The sequence below is a fragment of the Paenarthrobacter sp. 10N417 genome (assembly GCF_056394745.1).
In genome coordinates this window covers 1-14,237 of the sequence record NZ_JBFTIL010000024.1, presented here as the reverse complement: position 1 = coordinate 14,237, position 14,237 = coordinate 1, and the positions used below count along the sequence as shown (strand labels likewise).

At 60.8% G+C, this 14,237-nt stretch carries 15 protein-coding genes, 1 tRNA gene, 1 other RNA gene and 1 pseudogene; 9 read left to right on the top strand and 9 right to left on the bottom strand.

The window, feature by feature from the left end:
• Positions 1 to 127: 127 nt before the first annotated feature.
• From orn to AC1DCM_RS22440, 4 genes are all read left to right on the top strand, one after another.
• Positions 128 to 763: an oligoribonuclease gene (gene orn / locus AC1DCM_RS22455; RefSeq protein WP_477519773.1), complete on the top strand. Its 636-nt coding sequence runs from the start codon at positions 128 to 130 to the stop codon at positions 761 to 763.
• 132 nt (positions 764 to 895) lie between these two features.
• A tRNA-His gene (locus AC1DCM_RS22450) sits at positions 896 to 968 on the top strand.
• Between the two features lie 136 nt (positions 969 to 1,104).
• The gene (gene def / locus AC1DCM_RS22445; protein WP_477519772.1) at positions 1,105 to 1,677 is read left to right on the top strand and encodes a peptide deformylase; all 573 of its coding nucleotides are present in this window, start codon (positions 1,105 to 1,107) and stop codon (positions 1,675 to 1,677) included.
• A gap of 4 nt (positions 1,678 to 1,681) precedes the next feature.
• On the top strand, positions 1,682 to 2,521 hold the full coding sequence (locus tag AC1DCM_RS22440; RefSeq protein ID WP_477519771.1) for an acyltransferase domain-containing protein: 840 nt from the start codon (positions 1,682 to 1,684) through the stop codon (positions 2,519 to 2,521).
• On the opposite strand, the gene AC1DCM_RS22435 is transcribed toward AC1DCM_RS22440, so the two are convergent.
• The 4 genes from AC1DCM_RS22435 to rnpB form a co-directional block, all read right to left on the bottom strand.
• A complete protein-coding gene (locus AC1DCM_RS22435; protein WP_477519770.1) occupies positions 2,506 to 3,306 on the bottom strand; it encodes an HNH endonuclease family protein in 801 nt (266 codons plus the stop codon). The genes AC1DCM_RS22440 and AC1DCM_RS22435 overlap by 16 nt on opposite strands.
• Positions 3,307 to 3,428: 122 nt before the next feature.
• Complete coding sequence (locus AC1DCM_RS22430) at positions 3,429 to 3,638, bottom strand: hypothetical protein (RefSeq protein WP_224090731.1); 210 nt, start codon at positions 3,636 to 3,638, stop codon at positions 3,429 to 3,431.
• Between the two features lie 71 nt (positions 3,639 to 3,709).
• Positions 3,710 to 5,197 (bottom strand): glyceraldehyde-3-phosphate dehydrogenase, encoded by a 1,488-nt coding sequence (locus tag AC1DCM_RS22425; RefSeq protein WP_442006171.1) that lies wholly within the window; start codon positions 5,195 to 5,197, stop codon positions 3,710 to 3,712.
• 284 nt (positions 5,198 to 5,481) lie between these two features.
• An RNA gene (rnpB, locus tag AC1DCM_RS22420) (RNase P RNA component class A) lies at positions 5,482 to 5,873 on the bottom strand.
• Positions 5,874 to 5,930: 57 nt separating this feature from the next.
• Between rnpB and AC1DCM_RS22415 the strand changes: the two genes are divergently transcribed.
• Positions 5,931 to 6,695: a YaaA family protein gene (locus AC1DCM_RS22415; protein ID WP_477519769.1), complete on the top strand. Its 765-nt coding sequence runs from the start codon at positions 5,931 to 5,933 to the stop codon at positions 6,693 to 6,695.
• Between the two features lie 9 nt (positions 6,696 to 6,704).
• On the opposite strand, the gene AC1DCM_RS22410 is transcribed toward AC1DCM_RS22415, so the two are convergent.
• Complete coding sequence (locus AC1DCM_RS22410; RefSeq protein WP_477519768.1) at positions 6,705 to 7,442, bottom strand: zinc ribbon domain-containing protein; 738 nt, start codon at positions 7,440 to 7,442, stop codon at positions 6,705 to 6,707.
• Positions 7,443 to 7,532: 90 nt separating this feature from the next.
• The gene (locus tag AC1DCM_RS22405) at positions 7,533 to 8,444 is read right to left on the bottom strand and encodes a Nif3-like dinuclear metal center hexameric protein (protein WP_442018385.1); all 912 of its coding nucleotides are present in this window, start codon (positions 8,442 to 8,444) and stop codon (positions 7,533 to 7,535) included.
• Positions 8,445 to 8,568: 124 nt separating this feature from the next.
• Here AC1DCM_RS22405 and msrA point away from each other — a divergent pair, with 124 nt between their 5' ends.
• The 3 genes from msrA (at position 8,569) to epsC (ending at position 10,721) form a co-directional block, all read left to right on the top strand.
• A complete protein-coding gene (msrA, locus tag AC1DCM_RS22400) occupies positions 8,569 to 9,093 on the top strand; it encodes a peptide-methionine (S)-S-oxide reductase MsrA (protein WP_216925449.1) in 525 nt (174 codons plus the stop codon).
• A gap of 66 nt (positions 9,094 to 9,159) precedes the next feature.
• On the top strand, positions 9,160 to 10,095 hold the full coding sequence (cysK, locus tag AC1DCM_RS22395) for a cysteine synthase A (RefSeq protein WP_442006176.1): 936 nt from the start codon (positions 9,160 to 9,162) through the stop codon (positions 10,093 to 10,095).
• Positions 10,096 to 10,136: 41 nt separating this feature from the next.
• Positions 10,137 to 10,721 (top strand): serine O-acetyltransferase EpsC, encoded by a 585-nt coding sequence (gene epsC / locus AC1DCM_RS22390; protein ID WP_223933212.1) that lies wholly within the window; start codon positions 10,137 to 10,139, stop codon positions 10,719 to 10,721.
• On the opposite strand, the gene AC1DCM_RS22385 is transcribed toward epsC, so the two are convergent.
• A complete protein-coding gene (locus AC1DCM_RS22385; protein ID WP_477519767.1) occupies positions 10,718 to 11,551 on the bottom strand; it encodes an oxidoreductase in 834 nt (277 codons plus the stop codon). The genes epsC and AC1DCM_RS22385 overlap by 4 nt on opposite strands.
• Positions 11,552 to 11,664: 113 nt before the next feature.
• On the bottom strand, positions 11,665 to 13,101 hold the full coding sequence (gndA, locus tag AC1DCM_RS22380) for an NADP-dependent phosphogluconate dehydrogenase (RefSeq protein ID WP_442018382.1): 1,437 nt from the start codon (positions 13,099 to 13,101) through the stop codon (positions 11,665 to 11,667).
• Positions 13,102 to 13,354: 253 nt separating this feature from the next.
• On the opposite strand from gndA, the gene AC1DCM_RS22375 reads away from it, so the two are divergent.
• Entirely contained in the window at positions 13,355 to 14,083 is a 729-nt protein-coding gene (locus tag AC1DCM_RS22375) for a FadR/GntR family transcriptional regulator (protein ID WP_442006180.1), read from the top strand.
• Here AC1DCM_RS22375 and AC1DCM_RS22370 read toward each other — a convergent pair.
• Positions 14,080 to 14,237, bottom strand: a pseudogene (locus AC1DCM_RS22370) (L-idonate 5-dehydrogenase); the annotation flags it as partial. The gene AC1DCM_RS22375 and the pseudogene AC1DCM_RS22370 sit on opposite strands and share 4 nt — an antisense overlap.

Sequence of the window (14,237 nt, the reverse complement as noted above, 5' to 3'; positions counted from 1 at the left end):
CCCGTTGCGTTCCGGGACAGAAATCTGAATCTCTGGGGGCTGTCCACGACAGGAAGAAAGGACACTGCCGTGCTCAAAAATCCTACCATCGGAGCACTTGGAACCGCCTGAAGGATAGGCTAGGCGCGTGCCTATTACTAATGAACGCATCGTCTGGATTGACTGCGAAATGACCGGCCTGGACCTCAAGAACGACGCCCTGATCGAAGTGGCGGCGCTCGTGACGGACTCCGAGCTCAACATCCTGGGCGATGGCGTGGACGTCGTCATAAAGCCCGACGACGCAGCGCTGGAGCAAATGAACGACTTCGTTCGCGACATGCACACCCGCTCCAAACTCCTTGACGAACTCCCCCACGGCAAGACGATGGCCGAAGCTGAGGCGCAGGTGCTTGAGTACATCGAGAAGTGGGTTCCGGACCCCCGCAAGGCCCCCCTGGGAGGCAACTCGGTGGGCACGGACAGGATGTTCCTGGCCAGGGACATGCCGAACATTGTGGAGCACCTCCACTATCGCGTCATCGATGTCAGTACCATCAAGGAACTCTCGCGCCGCTGGTTCCCGCGGGCCTACTTCCAGTCGCCGGCCAAGCATGGCGGACATCGCGCACTGGGGGACATCAAGGATTCCATCGACGAGCTCCGCTACTACAGGCAAGCTGTTTTTGTACCTGCCCCGGGCCCTGACACTGCTACCGCCCAGCGCATCTCCAAAGACATCACAGCCACTGCTGAGACTCTGGGTGCAACAGAAACTATGTGATCTGCGCCATTTTTGAAGGTTTTTTCGTCGAAACCGGCAAAAGTGGACTTTTCACCCCAAAACAGCAGGTAAGCTATTTGTCGTTGCCTTCACGGAATGCCGGTCATACGGACTTACCGAAAAAGGCGCATGGTGGGCGTAGCTCAGTTGGCAGAGCGCCTGGTTGTGGTCCAGGAGGTCGCGGGTTCAACCCCCGTCGCTCACCCCGCCGAGATTGGCTCAAAAGCCGGTTTCCACAAAGGCCGCACCGGTTATCCGGTGCGGCCTTTGTTTTGTTTTGGCCCGCCTGCAGTCCCACGGGTTGCTTCCGGAACACAGCGATCGACTAAGGAAGAGCTGACATGACCGTCCTCCCTGTGACCATTTGGGGCGAACCCGTTTTGCACCGTCGGGCAAGTGAAGTCGAAGTATTCGATGACGAGCTCCGAAAACTCATCGCGGACATGTTCGAAACCAATGATGCCGCGAACGGAGTGGGCCTCGCCGCACCCCAGGTGGGAGTCGGCAAGCGCATCTTTGTGTATAAGTACGCCAATGACGACGACGCGCCTGAGCAAGGCGTTCTGGTCAATCCCGTCTTGACCCTCTCAAAGATCTCAGGAGCCCTCCCGGACCCGGAAGAGCACATTGAGGGGTGCCTGTCGTTCCCCGGAGAGCACTATCCTCTGCAGCGCGCTGAGTGGGCCCGCGTCCAAGGCTTTGACGCTGACGGAAACCCGGTGGACTTCGAAGCTACGGGCTGGTTCGCTCGAGTGATGCAACACGAGTACGACCATTTGGACGGCAAGCTTTACATCAACCGCCTTGTGGACCGATATGCCAGGAAGGCCATGAAGCAGGCCAAGAAGAACGGTTGGGGCGTTCCCGGATTGACATGGATGCCTGGCGTCGACCCGGACCCGTTCGGACACTGATCCGATGAACCAAGAACGCCATGCAGAATTGTTTCAGCTCCTGGACGTTGCCGGCGAGGACGCCATGGAATGCGCCGCGCTCTTGGACAGAAACCCCAGCGGCCACGTCTTGGACGCATTGGAACTGCTGCAGCAACGGCTTGGCACTTTTCCAGCTGACAGTATTTCTCCCCATGAGCTGGGCGAGACCGTCTGGATCGAAGCTCTGCTCCGCTTCGCACCCAGGGTCCACGCATACCATCTGGAGTTGGGAATCGGCGCCGACGTGTCGGCAGCCGCCCTGGCTGACGTGGGACTTCAGCTCCGCATCAACCGCCGCGTGCATGGACATTTCGGCTTGGACACCTGGAGCTGGCTGACGTTACATATGGCAGGCAATCTGTTCCGGCTCGGCCGATTGCAATTCCATTTGATCCGGAGCGGGCCTGACGACGGGCCAGGGGGCAGCCTCGCGTACGCATCCGATTGGGTCCTGGGTGTCCACATTCCCGAGGATGGCGGCCTCTCCCCCTCGCTGGTAGACGCCAGCTTTGACGAGGCGCGCTCGTTTTTTCCCCACTACTTTCCGGACAAGCCGGCCACTGTGGCCACGTGCGAGTCCTGGATGCTGGATCCCTACTTGGTTGAACGGCTTCCCAATAGCAACATCGCATCCTTCGCCCGCCGTTTCACGCTGGATCGGTGCACCGATGCCCCCACTGATGCCGTGTACTTCACGTTTAGGCAGCGGGGGCTCGAGAACCTGGACAAACTACCCCGGGAAACTTCGCTCCAGCGCATAGTCCTTGAGAGAATCGACGACGGCGGTACCTGGCAACTGGGACACGGTCACCTGACGCTGTAAATGGTCTGCTGATCGGGGCAAGAAGAAAGGACGCGCATCATGGCGTCCTTCTCCGCCTGTGTGACCCAGAGCTTGTAGGCTGCCTTGACGGAGATCTGCCGTGCTACGTAGTGACACCGGAAGTTCTTGTTCGGCGGGAGCCAGGTGGCGGCGTCGCCTGCGCCCTTCTTCACATTCTCGGGCCCATCAGCTGCAATCAGGTTCAAGGGATCATTTGCCAGCCTTTGACGCTGCTGCACCGTTAATTGCTTGGCACCCTTCTGCCATGCGTCGGCGAGGGCGACAATGTGGTCAATCTGAACATCAGCGCTGGTGTCCTGGCCCCGACGGAAGGTCACGTGGGCGCCCGTGTAGGGTTCGTGAAACTCTCCAGTGGCAACCTTGCATGAGGAACCACTAGTGAACTCCACCGACGACAGGTCCCTGCGCAGGATGTCGTTCCTGGTATCGCATCCGTTTCGATCGGCATCCAGCCACGCCTGGCCGAATGCGGTTCGCTCATAGTCTTCCTGGGATGCCCGTCCCTTAACTTCCAACTGTGCCAGTGCGGTGCTTGCCTTCTCCGCGGGAACAGCCTCGATGCCGGAAATGGGTTTCATCCAAGCCGGGTTAAATACCGGCGCATCAGTGGGGCCGGAGACCCAAGGCTCAGCCGCGTTGAACTGGCCGGTGGTGAAGAACCAAGACAGTCCTGCCACGAGGGTGGCGGCCACTAATCCTAGAATGGCCCAGGCTTGGCGTGATCGTCTGCGCGCGCGTTTGTAGGCAGACCAGGTGATACTCAAGGGGCTCCGTCCAGTCGGGGAGGGTGGTGTCCTTCGAGCGTAGGACACGGCACCGACAGTCAGAGCCGATATCCACAGTGTGTAGGAGAAGTCACACTGCAGTGGTGGGGTTCTTCCCCGGGTTACTGCTCACGCATAACGCGTTGCAGGTCTTCCGCAGCCACCTCCAGCAGCGTACGCAATTGCTGGACGCGTTCGTCGCTGACGTCCCCCGCAGCGTTTGCTGCGATGGCCTGGTCCAGCAGTTTCTGTGCCTGCTTGTGGTTGGCCCGTGCTACGTCCAACGCGTGTTCCAGCGTTGTCTCGTGTTCCAAAGTCGATTCATTTTCCATGAACCCATTTTGGTCAGGTTTCCCGGCTGATGCCAGTGACACAGCCGGGAAACCCGTGAATACTTCCCGGCTTAGGCGTTGGCTGCCTCAAGCACTGCGATGGGAGCCACGATGTCGCGGGCAGGGAAGGACGGCGGGTTGACGCCGGCCATTTCCTCCATGACACGGACCACCTGGCAGGAGTAGCCGAATTCGTTGTCGTACCAAACGTAGAGCACGAGGTTCTTGTCGTTGGAAATAGTGGCCAGACCATCAACGATGCCTGCGCGGCGGGAACCAACGAAGTCGGTGGAGACAACGTCCGGCGAGTCGATGTAGTCGATCTGCTTCCGCAACGGCGAGTGCAGCGACATTTCGCGGAGGTAGTCGTTGACCTCATCGCGTGTGGTGCCATTGGCAAGGTTGAGGTTCAGGATCGCCATGGACACATCCGGGGTAGGTACGCGGATCGCGTTACCGGTGAGCTTGCCCTGAAGTTCCGGAAGCGCCTTGGCAACAGCCTTGGCTGCGCCTGTCTCCGTGATAACCATGTTCAGGGCTGCCGAACGGCCGCGGCGGTCTCCCTTGTGGAAGTTGTCGATCAGGTTTTGGTCGTTCGTGAACGAGTGCACCGTTTCAACGTGGCCGTGGATGATACCGAATTTGTCGTTGATGGCCTTCAGTACCGGAGTAATGGCGTTGGTTGTGCACGACGCAGCGGTGACGATCTTGTCGTCATCGGAGATGTCGGACTGGTTGATTCCGTGGACGATGTTCTTCAGATCGCCCTTGCCCGGAGCCGTCAGCAGGACGCGCGCAACACCCTTGCTCTGCAGGTGCTGGGACAGGCCCTCCGCATCGCGCCAGCGTCCGGTGTTGTCCACTACCAGGGCATCCTTGATGCCGTAGGCGGTGTAGTCCACGGTGGCGGGGTTGTCGGAGTAGATGACCTGGACCTGAACGCCGTTGGCAGTGATGGTGTTGGCTTCTTCGTCCACGCGGATGGTTCCCTCAAAGGAACCGTGTACGGAGTCGCGGCGCAGGAGGCTGGCACGCTTGACGAGGTCGTTCTCGGCGCCCTTGCGGACAACGATGGCACGCAGCCGCAGGCCATGCCCACCACCGGCCTTTTCAATCAGGATGCGGGCCAGGAGGCGACCGATGCGCCCAAAGCCATAAAGCACGACGTCGGTGCTGGTGCGGTCATCAGCGCCACGCTTTCCGACGATTTCGGCGAGCTCGGCCCGCAGGAACTCATCCAAGGAGGTGCCGTGGCCCTCTACGCGGAACTTCTCCGTAAGGCGGGCAATGTCGATTGCAGCCGCACCGAGTTCCAGCTCAGCAAGAGCGTTCAACAGGGGTGCGGTTTCTTCGAGCAGCAGCTCGGTGTTGCTCATCCGGCGCGCAAAGCGGTGGGCCTTCAGGATGTTCATGGTCGACTTGTTGATCAGGCTCCGGCCGTGGATGCTCGTGACCACGTTGTTTTCCCGGTACAACCGGCCGATCACCGGAATCATGGCCTCGGCGAGAGCCTCCCGGCCCATCCACTTATCAAGACAAGAATCTGACGTCTGGCTCACAGAACTACCTTCCTTGGGTCAACCACATACGTCCTCGTATGCAGATGGCGGCCGCCCGGAGTAATCCTGCGGCACGGGCACTGGCCGGGCTTCGGTCCACCCACAGCGCCTTGAACGATTGCAAAGAAAAGACCGCCGGCTGCGAACGCAGTCCCGGCGGCAGAACATCTACGTTCATAACAAGTCTAAGGCGGAAGGGCGTCCTCTTGGGTGCCGGGGGGCGTGAAATCACTCACATGGCAGTCACAATGGACGTCATATGCCCGGGACCTCAGTGGCGAATGTGGATGGGTTGACCGATACGCCGGGTTCTGTCATCCCTTGCCGTTGCCGGCAAAGGAGTGGCGGCCATCCATCTACGAACGCCGTTGCCGACGCCCTCCAGCAGCCTACCCGGACACTCGGGCGAGCAGCCCTCAAACGTGTCCTGTCTGGCCTTGCTCCGGGTGGGGTTTACCTAGCCTCCCCGGTCACCCAGGGAGCTGGTGGTCTCTTACACCACCGTTTCACCCTTACCTGCCGCATGCTGATGCGAGCACCATTACGCGAAGGCGGTCTGTTCTCTGTGGCACTGGCCTGCGGGTTACCCCGAGTGGGCGTTACCCACCACCCTGCTCTGCGGAGCCCGGACGTTCCTCGAGCCACTTCCGTGACGCGCGACCGCCTGGTCAACCCATCCGCCGTACAGTCTACCGGCGTCGAGGGTTGCCCCGGTCACCGGTAATATCGTCAGGTGCTGATTCTGCTGCCGCCTTCCGAAGGCAAGACCCCCGCCGTCAAAGGCCCCGCCGTCGAATGGGAGTCGCTTAGCTTTCCGGAGCTCAACCCTTACCGCGCCAAGGTCCTGGAATCGTTGGGCACCGTCAGCGCGCACGAGGACGCCTTGGCGTTGCTTGGCGTCGGTGCCTCGCTGAAGGACGACGTCGAACGTAATACCCGGCTGCACGCGGAACCGGCGGCGCCGGCCCACCAGGTCTACTCGGGAGTCCTGTATGACGCGCTCGGCTTCAATTCGATGACGCCGACTCAACGCCGCAAGGCAACCGAATCGATTTTGGTGATTTCGGCACTGTGGGGTGCCATCGGTTTTGGTGACCATGTGCCGGCTTACCGGCTGTCCATGGGAACGGCACTGCCCGACGTCGGACGCCTCGCCTCCTTCTGGAAGCCGAACCTGAATGCGGCCCTCGCCAAACGGGCTGAAGGAGAATTGCTGGTTGATTGCCGTTCCAGCACGTATGCCGCTGCGTGGGCTCCACCAGCAGCGCAAACCGTCACAGTGAATGTTTTCAACGAGGCAAACGGCAAGCGCACGGTGGTCAGCCACTTCGCCAAACACACGCGGGGTGAGTTTGCCAGGCACCTGGTGACCAGGCCCGGGAAGGCTCCAGCAACTCCGGATCAGTTACTGAAGGCTGCCAGCGAAGTTTGGACCGCGGAACTGGTTGAGGGTTCGGCCCGCAAGCCGCACGCGCTGAATATCATCCTGACGAGCTGACTGAAGCTGTCAGTTCCACTCCGCCGAACGGACCAGGATGACACCGGAATCCGGGCAGAAGACGATGTCGTCTTCAGCAGCGGCCTTGACTTCGGCCAGGTCACCGGGGCTGAGCATCATGCCGGACCCCTCAGACTTCCCGTGGAACAGCCGGGCAGCCCCGACGCCACGCTTGGCAATCGTCTTCTCATAAACTGCAAGCATTCCGGCGTCCAGGGCCTCCGCGAAAGCGGCACGTTGCCCGCGGACCACGGTTTCCTCGGCCGCGATCTCAGCAATTGCCTCATCCAGTTCGGCGCGGATGCTGGCAAATGAACCCTGGATGTCATCCACGATGGTCTGTTGTGCGGCTTGGCGCTCGCGCAGGGTGTCCAAACGCTCCAGGATTTCAAGCTCAACGTCCTCCAGGTCGGAGCGCCGCTTGTTAAGGGATGCGATGTCACTCTGAAGCGCCACCAGGTCCTTGGAGAGGCCGGTTCCGCTGTTGAGCCTGGCTTCGTCACGCTCGATGCGGGAGGCGACCTGCTCCACGTCCGCTTCGGAACGACGCAGTTCAGCTTCGGCGTCGTGCACCGCCATCTTGGCAGCGCCCAGTTCACCATTGGCTACATTCAGTGCATCCTGAAGGTCAGCTATCCGCGGATCTGTTTCCAGCACCTTCCGGCGGCCGGCCAACGATTTGAGCTTGGCATCCAGTCCCTGCAGTTCAAGCAATTTCAGTTGTTCTGCCGGTGCTGCTTTCGCCACGCTTACCTCCGCTTGTATCGCTTCCGGCCCTGGGGATCAGTTCCGGATGGACGGCCCGTGTTTATTGGGATTGTCCGTATCTTCTAGACTCTAGTCCCCGCCGGGAGTGAGTATGAAGTCCCAAGGATCGCTGTTGGTGCTGCTCACGCGGATCTCGACGTCGTAGCCCTGATCGCCCAGTACGTTGCCGAGCGCTTCCGCGGCTACGGGCAGCCACAGCCATTCACTGGCAAAGTGTGAGACGTCGATGAGGTACGGCCGGCCGTTGACCGCCCCTTCGCGCGCTTCCGACGCCGGATGGTGCCGCATGTCTGCTGTCACATAGACATCTGCATTGCTGGCCCTGACGGCATCGAACAAGCTGTCGCCCGCACCACCACAGACGGCGACGCGCCGCAGCAGACCGTCCTTGTCGCCGGCCACGCGAACCCCTCCGGCCACCGCGGGGAGCATCCCAAAGACCCGGGCAGCGAAATCACCCAGGGTCATGAGCTCAGGAAGGTCACCAACCCGACCAATGCCTTCCTCGGGCAATCCATTGGCGGCAGGGGTCAGTGGAGCAACATTCTCCAGGCCAAAGGCGTCCGCCAACACGTCCGATACGCCCCCGACGGCGGAGTCACCGTTGGTATGGACGGTCAGGAGTCCGGTGCCCGCTTCGATCAGCCGGTGCACGGCCAAGCCCTTCGCGGAGGTGGCCGCGACGGAGTTCACGCCTTTGAGCAGCAAAGGATGATGGGTAATCAGAAGGCCTGCACCCCACTCAATGGCCTCATCGATCACAGCCAATGTAGGGTCCACGGCAAACAGGATCTTGGTGATTGGCGTGTTGGGGCGCCCAACGACGAGGCCTACCTCGTCCCAGTCCTCAGCCAAGGACTCTGGCCAGAGCTCCTCAACAGCAAGCAACACCTGGCCAAGAGTCGGGTCCCCGCTTGCTTCCACTGTCCCGGCGTCGTCGCTGGAATCCGCATCAGAAATGGCGGTGTCTACTGCTTCCATACTCTTATTCTTACCTACTGGACCCGATGGGGCAGTTTTGGTAGCTGCCGTACCTGCCCAGCGGCGTTATTGTCCCGTAAGGTATTGCGGGAATCATCAGGCCCTCCAATCCATTGAAGAGATCATGAAAACTTTTGTACTTGGTGGTGGATGCTTCTGGTGCCTTGATGCCGTGTACCAGAAAACCCGCGGTGTCAGTTCGGTAGTTTCCGGCTATACGGGTGGCCATGTCCGAAACCCTGACTACTACGACGTCTGCTCGGGAACTACCGGTCATGCAGAGGTGGTTGCGGTGACATTCGACGAAACCGTGGTGCCGGAGGAGGTCATTCTTGACATGTTCTTCGCGTTGCACGACCCCACCACGTTGAACCGCCAGGGCTACGACACAGGCACCCAATACCGTTCGTCGATGTTCTACACCACGACGGAGGAAAAGATCCTCTTCGAAGAAGCCATCGAGCGCGCGCAAGCACTCTGGGCCAATCCGATTGTGACGGAAGTAAGCCGGCTACCCGAGTTCTATGAGGCAGAGGAAGTCCATCAGAACTATTACGCCAAGTTCCCGTACCAGGGCTATTGCCAGGTCATCATCAATCCAAAGCTGGCCAAAGCGCGGAAATATTACTCTGCATGGCTAACTGCTTAGCAGGGTTTCGATGCGGCTGGTTAGGCTGACCTCAGCATTCCCTCTTCAGAGATAGGCATAATCTTCATGGCAAGGATCTACGACGACGTCACCCAGCTGGTCGGCCGCACTCCGCTGGTCCGTTTGAACCGGCTGACCGAAGGCCTTGAGGCCACCGTTGCGGTCAAGCTTGAGTTCTACAACCCGGCCAACAGCGTGAAGGACCGTATCGGTGTGGCCATCATTGACGCCGCCGAAAAGTCCGGTGCCCTGAAGCCTGGCGGAACTATTGTGGAAGGCACCTCCGGTAACACCGGAATCGCGCTTGCCCTTGTTGGTGCCGCACGCGGCTACAAGGTCATCCTGACCATGCCTGAAACCATGTCCACGGAACGTCGCGTCATGCTTCGCGCTTACGGTGCAGAGATCGTCCTGACTCCCGGTTCCGAAGGCATGCGCGGCGCCGTTGAAAAGGCGCAGGAAATTGTTGCCAACACAGAGAACTCCATCTGGGCTCAGCAGTTCGCCAACCCGGCCAACCCGGAGATCCACCGCAACACAACAGCCGAGGAAATCTGGGCTGACACAGATGGCGAAGTAGACATCTTTGTTGGCGGCATCGGTACCGGCGGTACCGTGACCGGCGTCGGGCAGCTCCTTAAGGAGCGCAAGCCCGAAGTCCAGATCATTGCCGTTGAGCCCAAGGACTCCCCCATCCTTAATGGCGGCAGCCCTGGTCCCCACAAGATCCAGGGCCTGGGCGCCAACTTCATTCCGGAGGTCCTTGACACGAACGTCTACGACGAAGTCCTCGACGCTACCCTTGAAGACTCGGTTGCCACCGCCCGCGCCTTGGGTTCCAAGGAAGGCGTACTCGCCGGCATCTCCGGCGGCGCCGCAGTATGGGGTGCACTGGAAGTCGCCAAGCGTCCCGAGAACAAGGGCAAGCTGATCGTCGTGATCGTGCCGGACTTCGGAGAGCGTTACATCTCCACTGTGCTCTTTGACGATATCCGCGGCTAACACTTCGCCCGCAAGCATTCATTTCCTGTAGAAAGGTCTTTGTGAGCTTCTTCGCAAGGCTTAAGGAAGACCTCGACGCCGCCCGGTCACATGACCCGGCGGCTCGAGGTTCTTTTGAGAACTTTTTCGCCTACTCCGGCCTGCACGCCATCTGGGCACACCGCGTGACCCACAAGCTGTGGCAAAACCCGGCCCTTCGCTTTCCCGCCCGCCTGATTTCCCAGTTGGCGAGATTCCTGACGGGCATCGAGATCCATCCCGGCGCAACCATCGGCCGGCGTTTCTTCATCGACCACGGCATGGGCGTCGTTATCGGTGAAACTGCTGAAATCGGCGAGGACGTGATGATCTACCACGGTGTGACGCTCGGCGGCCGGTCCCTTGCCAAGGTCAAGCGCCATCCGACCATCGGGGATCGTGTGACCATCGGCGCCGGCGCCAAGGTCCTGGGTCCCATTACGATCGGCGCAGACAGCGCAATTGGCGCGAACGCCGTCGTGGTGAAGAACGCTCCCCCGGAGTCGATCATCACCGGCATTCCTGCCACATGGCGGCACCGCGACGCGAAATCCGAAACCAAACCGGCGGTTGACCCGGCTGAGTACTACATCGAATACCGGATCTAGCTGGTAAACCTCTTGTAGGAGTTCCAGAGGACGGCGTCGAAGACGCGGTCAGGAAGCACCCTCCGTAAGGCCAGGACGCTCCAGGCTCCCCTACCCACCGGGTAGCGGGTCTTGGGGCGTTTTGCCGTTGACGCGCGAACTATTGCCCTGGCCACTACCCTCGGAGGCGTTGATATCAGCTGTCCGGATGTTGACGCCAAGGCTGCTGCCATGACGTGGGCCTGCCCTTTGTATGGACCTCTACCCGACGCGGATATCAGGCCTTCCCCGGCAATGGTGCCCCATTCGGTGTCCGTTCCGGCCGGCTCAATGAGGACGACGTCGATGCCGTGCGGCTTCAGCTCGAGCCTCAAAGAATCGCTCATCCCCTCCACTGCGAATTTTGTCCCGTGGTACCAAGCGCCCAGGGGCTCGTAGATCTTTCCTCCAATGGACGAGACGTTGATGATCCGACCAGAACCCACTTGCCGCATCCTTGGAATAACGAGTTGAGTCATCCTTGCCAGACCCATCACGTTCACCTCGAACTGGCGCCTGCCTTCGGCCAAGGGAACCTCTTCCAGGGAGCCGTAGGAGCCGTACCCGGCGTTGTTCACGAGGACGTCTATGTGCCCGTGTGCAGCCTCAACAAGCGCGACTGCTGAGGCCATGGAGTCCTCGATGGTGACATCCAGGTGCATGACGGTGATTCCCTGTGCCTTAAGCGGATGCATCTTCTCCACCCGACGCGCGCCGGCGTAGACAACGAACCCTTCGGACCTCAGGGCACGCGCCGTCTCGAAACCAATGCCGGTAGATGCTCCAGTGACAAAGGCGACGCGGTCGGTCATGGCACTGGCTCCTTGGCTCGTGGCACTCGCGCGCTGGCCCAGTACCCGTTCCGGCACGGCAAAGGCCGGCTCCTCCCAGCGTATCGGGGAAGAACCGGCCTTGCGGTGGAACCTTAGTGGGTGTCGACGGCCGAGATTTCGGACTTGTCTTCGCCCCACAGCGTGTGGAACGTACCTTCGGCATCAACGCGGCCGTAGGTGTGCGCACCGAAGAGGTCACGCTGGCCCTGGATCAGCGCAGCGGCAACGCGCTTGCGGCGCAGGCCGTCGTAGTACGCCAGCGAGGAGGAGAAGACCGGTACCGGGATCCCCAGCTGGACAGCGGTGGCTACAACGCGGCGCCAGGCCGGGAGGGCCTCGGCGATGGCCTTGGTGAAGGCCGGCGCGAACAGGAGGTTGGCAGGCTTCTCCTCGGCAGCGTAAGCCTTGGTGATGTCCTTGAGCAGTTCGGCACGAATGATGCAGCCAGCACGCCACAGCGAGGCGATCTCGTCCAGCTTGAGGTCCCAGCCATACTCCTTGGCAGCGGAGGTCAGCATGTCCAGGCCCTGGGCGTAGGACACCAGCTTGGATGCGTACAGTGCCTGGCGGACGTCCTCAACGAACGTCTCGGGGATCTCGACGGCGGCTTCCTCACCGGCAAGGAGTTCCTGGCCAAGCTTGCGCTGCTCTGCCTGGGAAGACAGTGCACGGGCAAACACGGACTCGGCAATGCCGGACACCGGGGAGCCTAGTTCAAGAGCGGAGATAACCGTCCAACGCCCGGTGCCCTTCTGGCCTGCGGCATCCACAACCACGTCAACGAACGGCTTGCCCGTCTTGGCATCGACGTGGCCCAGGACTTCGGCGGAGATTTCGATCAGGAAGGAGGACAGATCGCCCTTGTTCCACTCAGCGAAAATCTTGGACTGCTCAGCCGGCTCAATGCCGGCACCGGAGCGGAGGAGATCGAATGCTTCACCGATGACCTGCATGTCGGCGTATTCAATGCCGTTGTGGACCATCTTGACGAAGTGGCCGGCACCGTCGGTGCCGATCCAAGCGCAGCACGGTTCGCCGTCGACCTTTGCGGCAATCTTCTCCAGCAGGGGCCCAAGGGCGTCGTAGGACTCACGGGAGCCGCCGGGCATGATCGAAGGACCGTTCAACGCGCCTTCTTCGCCACCGGAAACACCGACGCCAACGAAGTGCAGGTCCTTCTTGGCCAGCGCGGCTTCGCGGCGGCGGGTGTCCTCGTAGTGCGAGTTACCGGCATCGATGATGATGTCGCCGGCCTCGAGCAGCGGTTCGAGCTGCTCAATGACGTTGTCCACGGGAGCGCCTGCCTTGACCATGATGAGGACACGGCGGGGCTTTTCGAGGGAGTCGACGAGTTCCTGCAGCGTTTCCGTGCGGATGAAGTCGCCGTCCGTGCCGTGCTTTTCCAGCAGGGCGTCGGTCTTTTCCACGGAGCGGTTGTGGAGAGCCACGGTGAAGCCGTTGCGGGCCAGGTTGCGGGCCAGGTTGGCGCCCATCACCGCAAGGCCGGTGACACCGATGTGTGCTGACATCAAAACTCCAATTCGATCGTGTGCAAACAGTCCCACCTACCCCCCTGGGGGCACGCAGGAAGCGATTTCAAAACCAGGGGCTGTAATAAACCATACGTATTTAAGCCATGAGCAGGAAAGTGGCGCCCACGTTGTGGAACGGCGCCACGTCATAAACAGTCTATGATGTGCGGGACTTCCGCAGGCTCTCCCACGGCGGAGGCGGCATCGGATGCTACACGCGGATTGTCCTCGCCCCACTATGCTTACCTCTATGTCAACCAGCCTCCACCACCGCGCCGTAGAGCATCTGGGAACCCGGATTGTGGGCGGCGCCCTTCCCACCGGCCATGTCATGCTGGCCGAACATCTGGAAGACGAGCTCAACGTTTCTCGCTCGGTGGTCCGGGAGGCCGTCCGCGTCCTGCAGTCGCTGGGTTTGGTGGAGACGATCAAGCGTGTCGGAATCCGCGTCCTCCCGGCGCATCGTTGGAATCCCTTTGATCCATTGGTCATTCGCTGGCGCTTGGCTGGCGAGGGTCGTGGCGCCCAACTGCGGTCGCTCGCGGAGCTGCGTTCCGCCGTCGAGCCTGTTGCTGCGGAACTCGCAGCCGGGAACGCTCCGGAAACCCTGCGGCGGGAACTCGTGGATATTTCGCTGGCGATGAAGGAAGCCGGCGACGCCGGAGACATGCCACGGTTCCTTGACCTCGACATCCGGTTCCACGCGCTGGTGCTGTCCGGCTCCGGAAACGAAATGTTTGCCAACCTGATTGGCCAGGTGACTGAGACCCTGACGGGACGCACAGTGCACGGACTCATGCCTGAGCACCCGCAGAAGCAGGCGCTGCAGTGGCACATTGACGTCGCCCACGCCATCGACGCCGGCGACGGTCAGCAGGCCAAAGATGCGGCCGGAAAAATTATGCGCCAAACGATCGCGGAGCTGGCGCCCAGCTGGAATGACCAGCCCCGCGTGTTCGTACCCGTGGCGAAAAACTAAGTCTGGAAGTTCAGCAGGACTTTGCCGGACTCGGCTGAGTTCCTGGCTACGTCGAATGCCTCGAGGCCGTGGGCGAGGTCGAACTCGTGCGTTATCACGGGATCCACGAACAATGATCCGTCGGCCAACGCTGCGATGACGTCATCGATTTCGT